The sequence below is a fragment of the Aquabacterium sp. genome, from assembly GCF_016234775.1.
Taxonomy (GTDB): Bacteria; Pseudomonadota; Gammaproteobacteria; order Burkholderiales; family Burkholderiaceae_C; genus Aquabacterium.
Map to the genome: position 1 here is coordinate 16,792 of NZ_JACRAH010000068.1, position 17,129 is coordinate 33,920.

Genomic DNA, 17,129 nt, shown 5'->3' on the forward strand with positions numbered 1-17,129 from the left:
TTCTTCTTCAGCCAGGTTGGTGGCAAGCGGGGAGCTTCTTCAAGGCGGCATCCAGAGCCAGCCAGAAAGACGCTTCAGGACGGAAGTCTAGTGCCGCAACCCACACGCGGCAGCCAGGGCGCTCGCGTGAGAGTCGATCAGGGTCAAGTTTGACGGCATCTTTTTCGGTGACGATGACGTCTCGGGCCTGCTCAGGCCAGGGAATGTGGCTGAGGTCGGCGTGGTCGTCCAGGGCGATGGTTTCGCAGGTGAAGCCTTGCTTGCGCAGGGCATCAAAAAATCGCTGCGGATGGGCGATGCCGGCAACCGCCCAGGTGCCATTCGGTGTCGTGCCCCCTGGTGTCAGCTCTGTAGTCGATGGCCGGCCGAGCCACCAGTCAGTCAATTCGCACAGGGGGGCCGTGCTTTGGCTTGCCGCGTGGCCGGGCAGGGCTGTGCTCGCCTTGGGGGCGTTATAGAGCACAAGCGGCGGGGCTGCCAGGTCGGGCGTCGGTGGGGTGTGAATCGGTTCGCGCAAAGGCCCGGCAGGCAGCAGCCAGCCGTTGCCGGCGCCACGGGCATCAAACACGATGACTTCCAGATCCCGTTGCAGTTGCAAATGCTGCAGGCCATCGTCGCACACCAGCAGGTTGACCTCAGGGTGAGCCTGGAGCAGGGCGCGGCCACCGGCAGCACGGTTGCGGCCAACCATGACCGGCACGGCCGTTCTACGCCAGATGAGCATGGGCTCGTCACCCGTTTGCGCAGCGCTCAGCTTGTTCGCTGTGCTGGCGTCCAGCAGCGTATGGGGCTGCCCCTCAGGCAGTTGCGCCTTGTAGCCTCGGCTGAGTACGCCTGGTCGCCAGCCTTGTGTCTTCAGGTGCTGGAGCAAGGCGATGGTTGTGGGCGTCTTGCCCGCCCCGCCGACGACCCGGTTGCCGACCACCAGCACCGGTACAGGCAACTTCTCGGCATGCAGCCAGCCTATTCGGTAGGCGGCGCGCCGCACCGACACCAGCACCCACATCAGCAGCGCCAAGGGCAACAGGCACAGCGCGAGCGGGCCCTTCTTGAGCCAGGCCTGATTGAGTTGCGCAGCGAGTTGGCTCATGCGTGGTGGGGCGTGCTGGATAGCCGGCAGCAGGGTGGACAGCCACACCCGCCAGACAGGTGCAAGGCCTCAAGGCGCAGCGGCACCAGCCGCATTGTCGGTCTGCCCTTGAGTGGCAAAAGTCAGCTGGCTCAAGCCCACGCGTCGGGCAGCATCCATCACGTTGATGACGCTCTGGTGCGTGGCGGAGGCATCGGCCGTCACGACCACCACGGTGTCCTTGGCGCTGCCATTGGCCGAAGCCAGGCCGGCGGCCAGCACGTCCACGCTGCGGCCTTCCAGTTGCCGTTGGTTTACCACGTAGCGGCCATCAGCAGTCACCACGACCACGAGCTCATGCGGCCGGGGCTTGGAAGCTTGCGCATTCGCCGTGGGCAGGTTGACTTTCAGCTCTGTGAGCTTCGAGTACGTGGTGGTCAGCATCAGGAAGATGAGGATCACCAGCAGCACGTCGATGAAGGGGATGAGGTTGATCTCAGGCTCTTCCTCGCGCAGGTGATGCTTGCGAAAGTTCATCGACATCGGCGTGATCCCTGCAGCTCAACGACGGCCGGAAGTCAGGCGCAGCAAATGCGGCACCATGCGCTCCGCCGCCTGTTCCATGGCCACCGTGTACGCATCGATGCGCGCACGGAAGTGGCGGTAGAACATCAGCGAAGGAATGGCCACGATGAGGCCAAACGCCGTGTTGTACAGCGCTACCGAAATGCCATGTGCCAGCTCCATGGGGTTGGCGCCAGACGAACCGGTCGACGCCCCGGAGGCGCCAAAGATTTCGATCATGCCGATCACGGTGCCCAGCAGCCCCATCAAGGGGGCGGCACTCGCGATGGTGCCCAGGGCACTGAGGTTTCGCTCCATCTGGTGCACGGCATCGCGGCCAGCGGACTCGAAAGCGCCGCGCAGATTGGATTCGGTGATGCGAGGCTCGTTGGCCGCAGCGCGGAGCCCTTGCGCGAGCAACTGGCCCAGCACGGAGTTCTCGGCGAGCTTGTTGATCGTGTCGGCAGACGGCACACCGGTGCGTGTGACAGAGAGGACTTCGTCAACCAGTCGGCCGGGCGCTACGCGCGCTTCTCGCAGACTGAGGAATCGCTCAATGACGAGTGCCAGCGCAACAACAGAGCACAGCAAGAGCGGAATGATGGGCCAACCAGCGGCTTGAAGGATCGACAGCAACAGAAGACTCCCGAGGGGCGTTGCCTGCTCTGGCGGCCGTATCGGGTGGCGCGCGCTGACAGGTGCGAGACAAGCCGATGATTATGGGGCTGAAATACGCATTTCCCGCATGGCGGTGCACAGCCGTGCCTGCCTGGGATTTTCCCCATGGAGGCGGTAAAACGTGATCTCGGGCACGCGTGTTGCAATGCGGCAAAATCATCCACCGATCCTGTGGATAACTTTGTGGGTAAATCGGTCACACATCGCTCAAACCCGCGAAAATCAACGCTACTTGACAGATTGCTTAATTTTTAAGCAGATGAAAAGCCTTTTAAATCATATGCTTAGAACAATATTAAGGCGCTGTGACAGGGGTTTGATGCCTGTGGCCCTGTGCGTGCCCGGGTGTGGACTTGTCCTCGATGGCCCCCCCTCTGGCGCCTCTTGCCAGCTTGGATTTGACCGTGGGGGGCAGCCTGTGTTTGCCGGGCGCGCAACGCCTGGCATTTCGGGGAAAACGACATGAGCAATTGGGCAACAGATCGCGCGTCTGGCGCGGCCCGAGTGTGGGGCGTGGCAGCGCTGGTTCAGGCAGTGGGCGACACCCTGGCTGCGCGTTTCTCGTCTTGCGTGGTCAAGGGGGAAATCAGTGGCTTTACCCGTGCGGCGAGTGGCCACGGCTACTTCACGCTCAAGGATGAGCATGGCAATGCCTCGTTGCGCTGTGCCATGTTCAGGCGCGCGCTGTCGCAGGTCGATTTTTCGCCTGCGGAAGGGATGCTGGTCGAGGCGCGTGGCAACCTGGCCGTGTACGAGGCACGTGGCGAGTTGCAGTTTGTCGTCGAGGGCTTGCAGCGTGCCGGTGCGGGTGCCTTGTATGAGCAGTTTCTCCGCTTGAAGGCGCGCCTGGAGGCCGAAGGGCTGTTTGATGCCGATCGCAAGCGCACGCTGCCGCGGTTTCCTCGTCGCGTGGCGGTCGTCACCTCCCTGGGCGCGGCTGCGCTTCGCGATGTGCTGACGGCCCTGCGCCGGCGTTCGCTGCACGTCGAGGTGGTGTTGTCGCCCTGTTCGGTGCAGGGGGCGGAGGCACCGGCGCAGATCGTGCAGGCATTGACCGAGGTGATCCTGGCGCACCGTGCAGGGCAGCAGATGGATGCCGTCATTGTTTGCCGAGGTGGCGGCTCGCTTGAGGATCTGTGGTCCTTCAATGACGAGCGGGTGGTGCGCGCGATCGCCGCTTGCCCCATTCCCATCGTCTGTGGCGTGGGTCATGAAACCGATTTCACGTTGGCTGACTTTGCGGCCGACTTGCGTGCGCCGACGCCCACGGCTGCGGCCGAACTGATCGCACAAGATCGCGAAACCTCGCTGGATCAGCTCGATGCGGCCGAGCGGCATCTTCAGCATCGCGTGCATCAGCGCCTTGACAACCTGGCGCAGCGGCTGGACCAGGTTGCGGTTCGCATGGCGCGCCCGGCGCAGGTGGTGGGGCAGCACAGGCAGGCCTTGAGCCTGCTCGAACACCGCATGCTGGCAGCGTGTCAGGCCCGCGTGCGCCGATCCGGGCAGCACTTGCCGCAGTTGCAGCAGCGCCTCACGCGGGCCGTGTCCGTGCAGCAGGTGCGCCATCAGCACAGCCTGCAGGCATGGGATGCCCGCCTGGGGGCGCTCAATCCGCACAAGGTGCTGGAGCGTGGCTTCGCGTGGCTGACCGATGAGGCCGGGGCGCCGATGACGCGTGCATCCCAGGCGCGCCCACAGGCCCAGGTTCGTGGCGTGATGGCCGACGGGGTGTTGCACATGCACGTCACCCAGGTCGAGTTGGATGCCGCACCCGGGTCAGATCATGGCGATTAAGCCCATCAGCATGCGCAGGTAAAGCCCTCAGGTCTGCTGGCTCAAGCCGGCCGTGCCTACAATCCCCCGTCGAATTTTCTTCACACCCATCAGGAACAAGCACCATGGCACACACGCTTCCTCCTTTGCCTTATGCGCAAGACGCTCTGGCCCCTCATCTGACGAAGGAAACCTTCGAGTACCACTACGGCAAGCACCATCAGGCTTACGTCACCAACCTGAACAACCTGATCCCCGGCACCGAGTTCGAAGCCCTGTCGCTGGAAGACATCATCAAGAAGTCCAGTGGTGGCATCTACAACAATGCCGCCCAGATCTGGAACCACACCTTCTTCTGGAGCTGCATGAAGCCCCAGGGTGGCGGTGCGCCCACTGGCAAGCTGGCTGACGCCATCAACGCCAAGTTCGGCAGCTACGACGCTTTCAAGGAAGCCTTCACCAAGTCGGCCGTGGGCAACTTCGGTTCCGGCTGGACCTTCCTGGTCAAGAAGGCCGACGGCTCGGTGGACATCGCCAACTTCGGCCCCGCTGGTACGCCCCTGACCACCGGCGACACGCCTTTGCTGACCATCGACGTGTGGGAACACGCCTACTACATCGATTACCGCAACGCTCGCCCCAAGTTCGTGGAAGTGTTCCTCAACAGCCTGGTCAACTGGGACTTCGCAGCCAAGAACTTCGGCTGATCGCTTATGGCATGCAGCACTTGCTGCAGTGCAAAAAACAAAACCGGGCCATGTGCCCGGTTTTTTCTTGGATCAAGTTTTGTTGCGCCGCGCCAAATACCTGAGGTCTTTTTGTGCTTTCCGTGTTTATTCATAGCGAAAAACCACTTCGGTGGTACATTTGACATCGGTTCTTTACGGCCCTTCCCGTCGCCCTTGCTGGATTTTGTTTTCCAAGCAGTCAGCAAGGCGGGTCGCAATCCGCCAACCGGTCAAGCCGTGTCGCGGAAGGTTTTCCAACCAGCCAATGTCCAGGCAGACCCTGGAGCGAGGTGAGCGAAATGATGCAGCAGTTCAGGTCGAACTCGTACCTGTTCGGGGGCAACGCCCCATACGTTGAAGAGTTGTACGAGGCCTACCTCGACAACCCCGGTTCCGTCCCAGATAACTGGCGAGCCTACTTCGACGCCCTCCAGAACGTCCCGGCCTCTGATGGCACCGATCACCGCGATGTGGCCCATGCGCCCGTGGTGGAATCGTTTGCCCAGCGTGCCAAGGCCAATGCCTTCATGGTCAAGACCAGCTCCGCTGATCTGGCTGTGGCACGCAAGCAGGTTCACGTTCAATCGTTGATTGCTGCCTATCGTTTCCTCGGTTCCCGCTGGGCGGATCTCGATCCCCTCAAGCGTCAGGAACGCCTCAAGATCCCCGAACTCGAACCGTCCTTCTACGACTTCACCGAGTCGGACATGGACATCACGTTCAGCGCCACCAACACGTATTTCACCAAGGCCGAGCACATGACCTTGCGCGAAATCGTGCAGGCCTTGCGTGAAACCTACTGCGGCAGCATCGGCGCCGAGTACATGCACATCACCGACCCCGGTGAAAAGCGCTGGTGGCAGGAAAAGCTGGAGTCCATGCGCTCCAAGCCCACCTTCAGCGCCGAGAAGAAAAAGCACATCCTGGAGCGTCTGACGGCGGCCGAAGGCCTGGAGCGCTTCCTTCACACCAAGTACGTCGGTCAGAAGCGCTTCTCGCTCGAAGGCGGTGAAAGCTTCATCGCCTCCATGGACGAACTGATCCAGCGCGCCGGTGAAAAGGGTGTGCAGGAAATCGTCATCGGCATGGCCCACCGTGGTCGTCTGAACGTGCTGGTCAACACGCTGGGTAAACAACCTGCCGAGCTGTTCTCCGAGTTTGAACACACCGCCCCCGAGAACCTGCCTTCCGGCGACGTGAAGTACCACCAGGGTTTCTCCAGTGACGTGACCACGGCAGGCGGCCCCGTCCACCTGTCCCTGTCGTTCAACCCGTCCCACCTTGAAATCGTCAACCCGGTGATCGAAGGGTCGGTCAAGGCCCGTATGGACCGCCGCGGTGACGTCAAGGGCTATCAAGTGCTGCCCGTGCAGGTGCACGGCGACGCCGCCTTTGCCGGCCAGGGTGTCGTGATGGAAACGCTGGCGCTGGCCCAGACCCGTGGTTACTACACGGGTGGCACGGTGCACATCGTGATCAATAACCAGATCGGGTTCACCACCTCCGATCCGCGTGACAGCCGCTCGACGCTGTACTGCTCGGACGTGGTCAAGATGATCGAAGCGCCCGTGCTGCACGTGAACGGTGACGACCCGGAAGCCGTCGTGCTGGCCACGCAACTGGCACTGGACTATCGCCAGGAATTCAGCAAGGACGTGGTGGTGGACATCGTCTGCTTCCGCAAACTGGGCCACAACGAGCAGGACACGCCTGCCATGACCCAACCGCTGATGTACAAGAAGATCGGGCAGCATCCCGGTACCCGCAAGGTGTACGGTGATCGTCTGGTGGGTGGCGGCACCTTGCCCCCCACCGGTCCGGACGACATGGTCAAGGAATACCGCGCAGCCATGGAGGCGGGCAAGCACACGGTGGATCCGGTGCTGACCAACTACAAGAGCAAGTACGCCGTCGACTGGACGCCTTATCTGGGCAAGAAGTGGACAGACAGCGCCGATACCGCGTTGCCTCTGGCCGAGTTCCGCCGCCTGGCCGAGCGCATCACCACCATCCCCAAGGACTTCAAGCCTCACCCCCTGGTGCAGAAGGTCATTGATGACCGCGCTGCCATGGGTCGTGGCGATATCAACGTCGACTGGGGCATGGGCGAGCACATGGCTTTCGCCTCGCTGGTGGCATCGGGCTATCCCGTGCGCCTGTCTGGTGAAGACTGCGGTCGCGGCACGTTCACGCACCGTCACTCGGTGCTGCACGACCAGAACCGCGAAAAGTGGGACATCGGCACCTACATCCCGCTGCAGCACGTGGCCGACAACCAGGCGCCGTATGTCGTCATCGACTCCATCCTGTCTGAAGAGGCCGTGCTGGGCTTCGAGTACGGCTACGCCGGCTCCGATCCCAACAGCCTGGTGATCTGGGAAGCGCAGTTCGGCGACTTCGCCAACGGCGCCCAGGTGGTGATCGACCAGTTCATCGCTTCCGGTGAGGTGAAGTGGGGCCGCGCCAATGGCCTGACGCTGATGCTGCCGCACGGCTACGAGGGCCAGGGCCCCGAGCACAGCTCGGCCCGCCTGGAGCGCTTCATGCAGCTGGCTGCCGACAACAACATGCAGATCGTGCAGCCAACTTCGGCTTCGCAGATCTTCCATGTGCTGCGTCGCCAGATGGTGCGCATGTTCCGCAAGCCGCTGGTCATCATGACCCCCAAGTCGCTGCTGCGTAACAAGGATGCCACGTCGCCCCTGACCGAGTTCACACGCGGTGAATTCCGCACCGTGATCGGCGAGGTGGACGACACCATCGACAACAGCAAGGTCAAGCGCCTGATCTGCTGCTCGGGCAAGGTCTATTACGACCTGGTCAAGAAGCGTGCAGAAAAGAAAGCCACCGACACGGCCATCATCCGTGTCGAGCAGCTGTATCCCTTCCCGCACAAGGCCTTTGCGGCCGAGATCAAAAAGTACCCAGGCCTGACGGATCTGGTGTGGTGCCAGGACGAGCCTCAGAACCAGGGTGCCTGGTTCTTCGTTCAGCACTACATCCACGAGAACATGGCCGAAGGGCAGAAGCTGGGCTATGCGGGTCGTCCCGCCTCGGCTTCGCCTGCAGTGGGTTATGCCCATCTGCACCAGGAACAGCAAAAAGCTTTGCTGGATCAGGCATTCGCCAAGCTCAAGGGCTTCGTTCTCACCAAGTAAAGGTTCAGGTGCCCTGCGGGGCGCCCGAACCGAGCAGCCTGCAGGCGCACCCGGTGCGCACCAAACAGACAGGCAGCAGGTGAGGGCGAGAGCAGGGCCGAATGGAGATACACATCATGGCAATCATTGAAGTCAAGGTTCCTCAGTTGTCCGAGTCGGTGGCCGAAGCCACCCTCTTGCAGTGGAAGAAAAAGCCCGGCGACGCCGTCGCGGCCGATGAGATCCTCATCGAAATCGAGACCGACAAGGTCGTGCTGGAAGTGCCCGCCCCAGGCGCCGGCGTGCTGGCCGAGTTGGTGGTGGCAGACGGCGGTACGGTGGTCTCCGACCAGGTGATCGCACGCATTGATACTGAAGCCGCTGCGGGTGCTGTCGCTGCCCCTGCGGCAACGGCACCAGCCGCTGCGGCTGCACCTGCTGCTCCGGTGGCAGCGGCCGCCGCGACCGGTGGCAGCAAGGCCGATGTGGCCATGCCCGCTGCCGCCAAGCTGCTGGCTGACAACGGCCTGAGCACGGCTCAAGTGGCTGGTTCGGGTAAGGACGGTCGCGTTACCAAGGGTGATGTGCTGCAAGCCGTCGCTGCTGGCGCCAGCAAGCCTGCCGCTTCTGCGCCTGCAGCACCCGCCATCCCGACGGGTGTGCCTTCCAGCGCGCTGCCAGCCGTTCAGGCCCCGAGCGTGCCCAATCCGTTGGGCGAGCGCCCCGAGCAGCGCGTGCCGATGAGCCGTCTGCGCGCCCGTGTGGCCGAGCGTCTGCTGCAATCGCAAGCGACCAATGCCATCCTGACTACGTTCAACGAAGTGAACATGGCGCCCTTGATGGAAATGCGCAAAAAGTTCCAGGAGAAGTTTGAAAAGGAACACGGCACCAAGCTGGGCTTCATGAGCTTCTTTGTGAAAGCGGCTGTGCATGCGCTCAAGAAGTACCCTGTGCTGAACGCCTCGGTGGACGGCAACGACATCGTCTACCACGGCTACTTCGACATTGGCGTGGCCGTCGGCTCGCCTCGTGGCCTGGTGGTGCCAGTGCTGCGCAATGCCGACCAAATGACCTTCTCGGAAATCGAAAAGAAGATCGCCGAGTTCGGTGTCAAGGCACGTGACGGCAAGCTGGGTCTGGATGACCTGACCGGCGGCACCTTCTCGATCTCCAATGGCGGCACCTTCGGTTCCATGCTGTCGACCCCGATCATCAACCCGCCTCAATCGGCCATCCTGGGCGTGCACGCCACCAAGGATCGCCCTGTGGTGGAAAACGGCCAGATCGTGATCCGTCCGATCAACTATCTGGCGATGTCGTACGACCACCGCATCATCGACGGCCGCGAAGCCGTGCTGGGTCTGGTGGCGATGAAGGAAGCGCTGGAAGACCCAGCTCGCCTGCTGTTCGACATCTGATCAACACCTGATCGTTCATGACCTGATTTTTTGCGGCCGGGCGGGCCTCACAAGGGCCCGCTCCGGACTGTCAAAGCCCCATACAGCAACACGACCGGACCCCATCCACCATGTCCCTGGCTGACGAACTCGAACGCCTCGCCACCTTGCATGAACGCGGTGTGCTCAGCGCTGAGGAGTTCCAGCAGGCCAAGGCCCGTCTTATCCATCAATTGCCCCAGTCGGGCGACGGCTTACCGGCCGGCGCATCCGGCAGCCTGGAGGTCAGTCAGCTGCGTCGTTCACGAGACGACCGCTGGCTGGGCGGCGTATGTGGTGGCATTGCGCGCCTGACGGACATGGAATCGTGGATCTGGCGGCTGATCTTTGCAGCCATGTTCATGCTGTGGGGCACGGGTTTATTGCTCTATATCCTGCTGTGGATCTTTGTGCCTGACGACTGAGGTCCAGGCAGATCAACACGGCGCAACAAGCGGATCGACACCATCATGTCCAATCAATTCGACGTTATCGTCATCGGTGCAGGCCCTGGCGGCTACATCGCGGCCATCCGTGCTGCGCAACTGGGCTTCAAGGTGGCCTGTATCGACGAGTGGAAGAACAGCAAGGGCGGCCCCGCACCCGGCGGTACCTGTACCAATGTCGGCTGTATCCCGTCGAAGGCCTTGCTGCAGTCGTCCGAGCACTATGACCAGGCGGCCCACCACTTTGCTGACCACGGCATCACCGTGGAAGGCCTGAAGATGGATGTGTCCAAAATGGTGGCCCGCAAGGACACGGTCGTCAAACAGAACAACGACGGCATCCTGTACCTGTTCAAGAAGAACAAGGTGAGCTTCTTCCACGGGCGAGGTTCGTTCGTGAAGGCCGCTGACGGCGCCTATGAAGTGGCCGTGAGCGGTGACAAGCCCGAGACGCTGTCTGCCAAACACATCGTGGTGGCCACGGGCTCCAGCGCTCGCCAGTTGCCGGGGGCAGCGTTTGATGAAAAGCTGATCCTGTCCAATGAAGGCGCGCTGGCCGTGACCGAAGCACCCAAGAAGCTGGGTGTGATTGGCTCGGGCGTGATCGGCCTGGAAATGGGCTCGGTCTGGCGCCGTCTGGGCGCAGAAGTGACTGTGCTGGAAGCCTTGCCAACCTTCCTGGCTGCTGTCGACGAGCAGGTCGCAAAAGAGGCCCAGAAGCTGTTCGTCAAGCAAGGCCTCAAGCTGGAACTCGGCGTGAAGATCGGTGAGGTCAAGGCCGGCAAGAAAGGTGTGACGGTCAGCTATGCCAACGCCAAGGGCGAAGAGCAGAAGCTGGAAGTCGATAAGCTGATCGTGTCCATCGGCCGCGTGCCCAACACCCATGGCCTGAACGCCGAAGCCGTGGGCCTCAAGCTCGACGAGCGCGGCGCGATCGTGGTGGACGACGACTGCAAGACCAATCTGCCCAATGTCTGGGCGGTGGGCGATGTGGTGCGTGGCCCCATGCTGGCTCACAAAGCTGAAGAAGAAGGTGTGGCAGTGGCCGAGCGCATTGCCGGTCAACATGGTCACGTCGATTTCAACCTGATTCCCTGGGTGATTTACACCAACCCGGAGATCGCCTGGGTCGGCAAAACCGAACAGGCGTTGAAAGCGGAGGGCCGTGCCTACAAGGCCGGTTCCTTCCCCTTTATTGCCAATGGTCGCGCCCGTGCTTTGGGTGACACGACTGGTTTCGTCAAGTTCCTGGCCGATGCCTCGACCGACGAAATTCTGGGTGTGCACATCATCGGGCCGTTTGCAAGCGAGTTGATCGCCGAGGCCTGCGTGGCCATGGCCTTCAAGGCCAGTGCCGAAGACATTGCGCGCATCTGTCACGCTCACCCTAGTTTGAGTGAGTCGACCAAGGAAGCAGCGCTCGCGGTGGACAAGCGCACCTTAAACTTCTGAGTTCTGCGCAAGCTACTCACATCAGGGGCGGCTGGGCTGCCCCTTTTTATTTCGCTTTTCACATCGTCAAATGCCAGCGTCCGCGATCTCCGTTACCAAGCTGTATGAGCAAAGCCTGGCTGAGCGAGGCTACAAGGCCGACGCCGCACAGCTCCAGGGCATCGCGGCATTGCAGCGTTGCCAGGACGAGTGGGCCGGCTACAAGCGCCAGCGCTCCAATGCGCTGACCAAGATGTTGCGCTACCCCGATCTGCCCAAGGGCGTGTACATGTACGGTGGGGTGGGGCGCGGCAAGAGCTTCATCATGGACTGCTTCTACAACGCGGTCCCGCTGCAGCGCAAGACGCGCTTGCACTTCCACGAGTTCATGCGTGAAGTGCACCGCCAGTTGCATGAGCTCAAAGGTGTGCAGGACCCGCTGGAGGTGCTGGCCAAGCGCATGTCGCGCAAGCACCGCCTGATCTGCTTTGACGAGTTCCACGTGGCCGACGTGACTGACGCGATGATCCTCTATCGCTTGCTGGACGCCATGTTCCGCAACCGCATGAGCATCATCACCACCTCGAACTTCCACCCTGACGGCCTATACCCCAATGGCCTGCATCGCGACCGCATCCTGCCGGCCATTGAGCTGCTCAAAAGCCAGCTGGAGGTGGTCAATGTGGACAGCGGCAATGACTACCGCCGCCGCACGCTGGAGTTGGCCAATCTGTACCTCACGCCACTCAATGAAGGAACGTCCAGGGAAATGGACGAGATCTTCGGCAAGCTGGCTGAAACGGCGGATGAAGATCCGAACCTGAACATCGAACACCGTGTGCTCAAGGCAAAGCGCCGTGCCGGTGGCGTGGTGTGGTTTGACTTCCAGACCCTGTGCGGCGGCCCGCGCTCGCAGAACGATTATCTGGAGCTGGCCTCACGTTTTCACACGGTGATGCTCAGCGACGTGCCGCACATGCCGGTGCGCATGGCTTCGGAGGCCCGCCGCTTTACCTGGCTGATCGACGTGCTGTATGACCGCAAGTGCAAGCTGGTGATCTCGGCCGACGTGCCCCCTGATCAGCTCTATACCGAGGGGCCGATGTCGCACGAGTTCCCGCGTACCGTGTCGCGGCTGACAGAGATGCAGTCCAAGGAATACCTGAGCGAAGAGCGTCGCGTGGTGGACACGTCCATCACCTGAGGCCAGGCCGCTCAGGCCACCAGCTTTCAGTTGCCGGCTTCGATGCGCACCAGCGCCAGGGACAGGTTGTCGCCGCCGGCACGGGCGCGGTGACGTGCCTTGCCCACCAACATTTCTGCGGCTTCGCGCGGCGGCAGGGTATGGACGATGGCACCCAACTCCTTGGGTGTGAAGTAATGCCACAGCCCGTCCGAACACACCAGCAGGCTGTCACCGATGTCCAGCTGGTGAATGCGGTGGGTATTGATGGGCGGATCCTGTTGTGTGCCCAGGCAGCCGGTCAGCAAATTGGCCTGCGGGTGCACATTGGCTTCTTCTTCCGTGATCTGGCCTTCTTCAACCAGCCTTTGCACAAAGGAGTGATCCAGCGTGCGGTGTGCCAGTTCAGGGCCTCGGAAGTGGTACACACGGGTATCACCAGCGTGGGCGATATCGGCTGACAGATCCGGATTGATGATGAAGGCGCCCACCGTGGAGTGCGGTTCTTCCTCGAAGGCAATGGCTGTCAGCTTGATCATGAGGTGCGCCTCATTGATCAATTGCGCCAGGATGGTGTCCGAGTCGTCCTTGGCGGGAACGTAACGGTCAAAAACCTGCCTCGCGGTCATGATGACCTGGTCGGCTGCTTTGCGGCCCCCGCTTTTACCCCCCATGCCATCGGCCACGACGGCAAGCAGACACCCCTGCACCCGAGGGTGAGGAATGACTTCTACCTGGTCTTGCTGGTAAGGCCGATCCCCCCGATGGATGCCTGTGGCAGCCACCAGGCGAAAACTGGACGGTGGATTGATCATGGGGAAAACTATAATCGCTAATCAGTAGGATCCGGGGGGTGGCGATGCCCCGGGGCATCCCTTGTTCAAGCGCCTAGTCACGGAGCCTTCGAGCTTCCCCGATGCAAGAAAACCTGCATTCTCCCCATCGCCAGCTGATCGAGTTGCGCATGGAGCACGCTGATCTGGACAACCTCATTGATCGGGCGGCAGAACAGTCGCCGGTAGACGAACTGTCGCTACGGCGCCTCAAAAAGCGCCGTTTGCTGCTGCGCGACCAGATCACACGCCTCGAAATATTGCTCGATCCCAAAGAGCCGGCCTGATAGGCTGCGCCTGCTTTTTGACTCAAGGCGCCAACGCCTCGAGCAGTTCGGTTTCCAGCGTCAGCTGCAATTTGTCCTGGCGCAATGAGTCGCCGGTGACCAGGAAGGTGTCTTCCACGCGCTCGCCCAGGGTGCTGACCTTGGCGAGTTGCACATTGACGTGGTGGCGAGCCAGGGTTCTGGCGATCACATACAGCAGGCCGGAGCGGTCACTGGCCGACACACTCAGCAGCCAGCGCTGCGCCCGCTCGTCCGGCCGCAGGCTCACGCGGGGCTTAACCGGGAAGGACTTCACCCGACGGGACAACCTGCCCCGGCTGGGCTCGTGCAAGGGCTTGTCGGACGCGACCGCCTCGGCCAGCTGGTTTTCCACCAGGGCGATCAGATCCCGGTAGTGCACGCCGTCGAAGGCCATGTTGTCGCTGGCCAGGATCTGGAAGGTGTCGAGCGCGTAGCCTGACTTCGAGGTGTGGATGCGTGCGTCCTGAATGTTGAAGCAGGCCTTGTCGAAGTAACCGCAGATGCGGGCGAACAGGTCAGGGCGATCAGGGGCGTAAACCAGCACCTGCAGGCCTTCACCCACCGAAGACAGGCGCGCTGCCACCACGGGTTTGTCGGTTTCTACATGGCGCCACAGCATGCGCGTGTGCCAGGCGATGTCGGCGGAATCGTGGCGAGCAAAATAGCTCATGTCCAGCGTCTTCCACAGCTTTTCTTCGATGCCGCTGGGCATGTAGTACAGCGCCAGGGTGTGCCTGGACTGCTGCTTGCGCGCCTCGATCTCGGCATCCATGTGCGGACGAGCGCCGCCGAGCGCACGCAGCGTGAGCTTGTAGAGGTCTTCGAGCAGCTTGCCCTTCCACGCGTTCCATACCTTGGGGCTGGTGCCGCGGATGTCTGCCACGGTCAGCAGGTAAAGGCCGGTGAGGGTGCGTTCATTGCCCACGCGCTTGGCAAAAGCCTGGATCACGTCCGGGTCGGACAGGTCTTCCTTTTGCGCGATGCGTGACATGGTCAGGTGTTCGCCCACCAGGAACTCGATGAGCCTGGCGTCTTCACCCTTGATGCCGTGGTCGCGGCAGAAGCGGCGTACCTCCACCCCACCTAGCACGGAGTGGTCGCCGCCGCGGCCCTTGGCCACGTCATGAAACAGTGCGGCCACGTAGAGCAGCCAGGGCTTGTCCCACTCAGCGGCCAGTTGTGTGCAGAAGGGGTACTCGTGGGCGTGCTCGGGGATGAAGTAGCGCCGCACATTGCGCACCACCATCAGGATGTGCTGGTCCACCGTGTAGACGTGGAACAGGTCGTGCTGCATCTGGCCCACGATGCGGCGGAACACCCACAGATAACGGCCCAGCACCGAAGTCTGGTTGAGCAGGCGCATCACGCGCGTCTGCCCCTGCTGCTCTTGCAGGATGGCCATGAAGGCCTGGTGGTTGACCGGGTCCTTGCGGAAAGCGCCGTCCATCACGTTGCGGGCGTTGTAGAGCCCGCGCAAGGTGCGGGCGGACAGGCCTTTGAGCGTGTCTTCCTGCTGCAGTGTCAGGAAGGTGGCCAGGATGGCGTGCGGATCCCGCTCGTACAGGTCGTCGCTGGTGATTTCGAGGAAACCGCCGCGGTCCATGAAACGCTCGTTGATGGGGCGCATGGGCGCGTTCTGCGAGCCGAATACGCGCTCCTCGATGTTGAGGATCAGGATCTGATTGAGCTGGGTGACCGCCTTGGCCGCCCAGTAGTAGCGACGCATCAAGGCTTCGCTGGCGCGCAGGGCCTTGGTGTTGGCGTAGCCGAAGGATTCGGCCACGGCAGTCTGCAGGTCGAACACCAGGCGGTCTTCACGGCGGCCGGCGATCTGGTGCAGGCGGGTGCGGATGAGCTTGAGCGTGCCTTCGTTGCGAGAGAGCTGGCGTGCCTCGAACGGTGTCAGCAGGCCGTTCTTGGCCAGCTCATGCCAGGTCTTGCCCAGGCGCGCGGCACGGGCCAGCCACAGCACCACCTGGAGATCACGCAGGCCACCTGGGCTTTCCTTGCAGTTGGGCTCCAGCGAGTAGGGTGTGTCTTCGTATTTGGTGTGCCGCTGGCGCATCTCCAGCATCTTGGCGGTCACGAAGGCTTGCACGTCCATGTGCTGGAAGGTGGACTGCTGCAGCTCGTCAAAACGCATGCGCGAGCCGTGGATGAAGCGCGCTTCCAGCAAGGCCGTCTGCACGGTGATGTCGCGCATGGCCTCTTCGCTGCATTCCTCGACGCTGCGCACGCTGGAGCCGATCTCCAGGCCGATGTCCCAGCAGGCGCTGATGAAGCTCTCGACGCTGGGCGCCAGGCTTTCGTCGCCCGTGATCGAAGGCGACAGCGGCAGGAGCAGCAGCACGTCCACATCAGAGTGCGGGAACAGTTCGCCACGGCCATAGCCACCCACGGCCACCAGGGCAGCGCCACGCGGCATGGGGTGCGCCTCCCAGATCTGGATCAGGGTGCGGTCAACCAGGCGAGCCAGTTGGGTGAGCAGGCGGCTGGCGGTGACGGTGGAGGCGCGACTTTGCTGGAACTGGGTCAGCAGTTCGGCTTTGGCGGTCTTGAACTGCGTGCGCAGCGCGGCGACGTCCAGGGACATGTTCTTGGTAGGTACTTCAATGACAAAGGCCTCGTCAGGTGGGAGACGAGGCCTGTCTGGATCAAGGAATCAGGTCTTGGTTGACGTGATGAAGTCGGGCGGGGGCGGGCTGCCGGCCGACAGGGTCAGCACCTCGTAGCCGGTCTCTGTCACCAGGACAGTGTGCTCGAATTGTGCCGACAGGGAGCGGTCCTTGGTGACAATGGTCCACCCATCTCCCAGGGATTTGATGTCCTTCTTGCCAGCGTTGATCATGGGCTCGATCGTGAAGATCATGCCCGCCTTCAGCTCTTCCAGCGTGCCGGGGCGGCCGTAGTGCAGCACCTGAGGCTCTTCGTGGAACTTCTCGCCGATGCCGTGGCCACAGAACTCGCGCACGACCGAGAAGCCCTGGTTTTCGGCGAAAGTCTGGATGGCGTGGCCGATGTCGCCCAGGCGGATACCTGGCTTGACCTTGGCGATGCCGCGCCACATGGCTTCATAGGTGACGGCGCACAGGCGCTTGGCCGCGATCGAGCCATTGCCGACGATGAACATGCGGCTGGTGTCGCCGTGCCAGCCGTTCTTGATCACCGTGATGTCGAGGTTGACGATGTCGCCATCCTTCAACTGCTTGTCGCTCGGGATGCCGTGGCAGACCTGCTGGTTGATCGAGGTGCAGATCGACTTGGGGTAGGGCTTGTGGCCACCCGGGGCGTAGTTCAAGGGTGCGGGCACGCAGCCTTGTTCGTTGACCATGTAGTCGTGGCAGAGCTTGTCCAGCTCGTCCGTGGTGACGCCAGGTTTGACGAAAGGGGTGATGTAGTCCAGCACCTCGGATGCCAGTCGGCCGGCCAGACGCATGGCGTCGATGTCGGCGCCTGTTTTGATTGTGATGCTCATGGACGCGAATTATCCGTATTTCGCGTGGGCTATGCCGCGCACAGGGTCATCAGAAAGACATCGAT

The 17,129-nt window shown here is 62.1% G+C and carries 14 protein-coding genes; 8 read left to right on the forward strand and 6 right to left on the reverse strand.

What is annotated here, in order from left to right; all coding sequences use genetic code 11:
- Positions 1–7: 7 nt before the first annotated feature.
- The 3 genes from lpxK to HY836_RS18810 form a co-directional block, all read right to left on the reverse strand.
- Positions 8–1,090, reverse strand: a complete 1,083-nt coding sequence (lpxK, locus tag HY836_RS18800) for a tetraacyldisaccharide 4'-kinase (protein WP_290679511.1) — start codon at positions 1,088–1,090, stop codon at positions 8–10.
- 69 nt (positions 1,091–1,159) lie between these two features.
- The gene (locus HY836_RS18805; RefSeq protein ID WP_290679595.1) at positions 1,160–1,606 is read right to left on the reverse strand and encodes a biopolymer transporter ExbD; all 447 of its coding nucleotides are present in this window, start codon (positions 1,604–1,606) and stop codon (positions 1,160–1,162) included.
- Between the two features lie 24 nt (positions 1,607–1,630).
- Positions 1,631–2,269: a MotA/TolQ/ExbB proton channel family protein gene (locus HY836_RS18810; RefSeq protein WP_290679514.1), complete on the reverse strand. Its 639-nt coding sequence runs from the start codon at positions 2,267–2,269 to the stop codon at positions 1,631–1,633.
- A 504-nt stretch (positions 2,270–2,773) separates the two neighbouring features.
- Between HY836_RS18810 and xseA the strand changes: the two genes are divergently transcribed.
- The 7 genes from xseA (at position 2,774) to zapE (ending at position 12,469) form a co-directional block, all read left to right on the forward strand.
- Positions 2,774–4,108 (forward strand): exodeoxyribonuclease VII large subunit, encoded by a 1,335-nt coding sequence (gene xseA / locus HY836_RS18815; protein ID WP_290679517.1) that lies wholly within the window; start codon positions 2,774–2,776, stop codon positions 4,106–4,108.
- 104 nt (positions 4,109–4,212) lie between these two features.
- Positions 4,213–4,794, forward strand: a complete 582-nt coding sequence (locus tag HY836_RS18820) for a Fe-Mn family superoxide dismutase (RefSeq protein WP_290679520.1) — start codon at positions 4,213–4,215, stop codon at positions 4,792–4,794.
- A gap of 320 nt (positions 4,795–5,114) precedes the next feature.
- Positions 5,115–7,973 carry a 2-oxoglutarate dehydrogenase E1 component gene (locus tag HY836_RS18825; RefSeq protein WP_290679598.1) on the forward strand — a complete coding sequence of 953 codons (2,859 nt, stop codon included), beginning with the start codon at positions 5,115–5,117 and terminating at the stop codon, positions 7,971–7,973.
- Positions 7,974–8,089: 116 nt separating this feature from the next.
- A complete protein-coding gene (gene odhB, locus HY836_RS18830; protein ID WP_290679523.1) occupies positions 8,090–9,370 on the forward strand; it encodes a 2-oxoglutarate dehydrogenase complex dihydrolipoyllysine-residue succinyltransferase in 1,281 nt (426 codons plus the stop codon).
- A 110-nt stretch (positions 9,371–9,480) separates the two neighbouring features.
- Positions 9,481–9,813, forward strand: a complete 333-nt coding sequence (locus tag HY836_RS18835; protein ID WP_290679525.1) for a PspC domain-containing protein — start codon at positions 9,481–9,483, stop codon at positions 9,811–9,813.
- A 45-nt stretch (positions 9,814–9,858) separates the two neighbouring features.
- Complete coding sequence (gene lpdA / locus HY836_RS18840) at positions 9,859–11,286, forward strand: dihydrolipoyl dehydrogenase (RefSeq protein ID WP_290679528.1); 1,428 nt, start codon at positions 9,859–9,861, stop codon at positions 11,284–11,286.
- Between the two features lie 70 nt (positions 11,287–11,356).
- Positions 11,357–12,469 (forward strand): cell division protein ZapE, encoded by a 1,113-nt coding sequence (gene zapE / locus HY836_RS18845; protein WP_290679533.1) that lies wholly within the window; start codon positions 11,357–11,359, stop codon positions 12,467–12,469.
- A gap of 26 nt (positions 12,470–12,495) precedes the next feature.
- On the opposite strand, the gene HY836_RS18850 is transcribed toward zapE, so the two are convergent.
- On the reverse strand, positions 12,496–13,263 hold the full coding sequence (locus tag HY836_RS18850) for a protein phosphatase 2C domain-containing protein (protein ID WP_290679536.1): 768 nt from the start codon (positions 13,261–13,263) through the stop codon (positions 12,496–12,498).
- A 101-nt stretch (positions 13,264–13,364) separates the two neighbouring features.
- On the opposite strand from HY836_RS18850, the gene HY836_RS18855 reads away from it, so the two are divergent.
- The gene (locus HY836_RS18855; RefSeq protein ID WP_290679539.1) at positions 13,365–13,568 is read left to right on the forward strand and encodes a DUF465 domain-containing protein; all 204 of its coding nucleotides are present in this window, start codon (positions 13,365–13,367) and stop codon (positions 13,566–13,568) included.
- A gap of 22 nt (positions 13,569–13,590) precedes the next feature.
- Here HY836_RS18855 and HY836_RS18860 read toward each other — a convergent pair whose 3' ends face one another.
- Positions 13,591–16,182, reverse strand: a complete 2,592-nt coding sequence (locus HY836_RS18860; protein ID WP_290679547.1) for a [protein-PII] uridylyltransferase — start codon at positions 16,180–16,182, stop codon at positions 13,591–13,593.
- 69 nt (positions 16,183–16,251) lie between these two features.
- Positions 16,252–17,064 (reverse strand): type I methionyl aminopeptidase, encoded by an 813-nt coding sequence (gene map / locus HY836_RS18865; protein ID WP_290679550.1) that lies wholly within the window; start codon positions 17,062–17,064, stop codon positions 16,252–16,254.
- Positions 17,065–17,129: the final 65 nt, after the last annotated feature.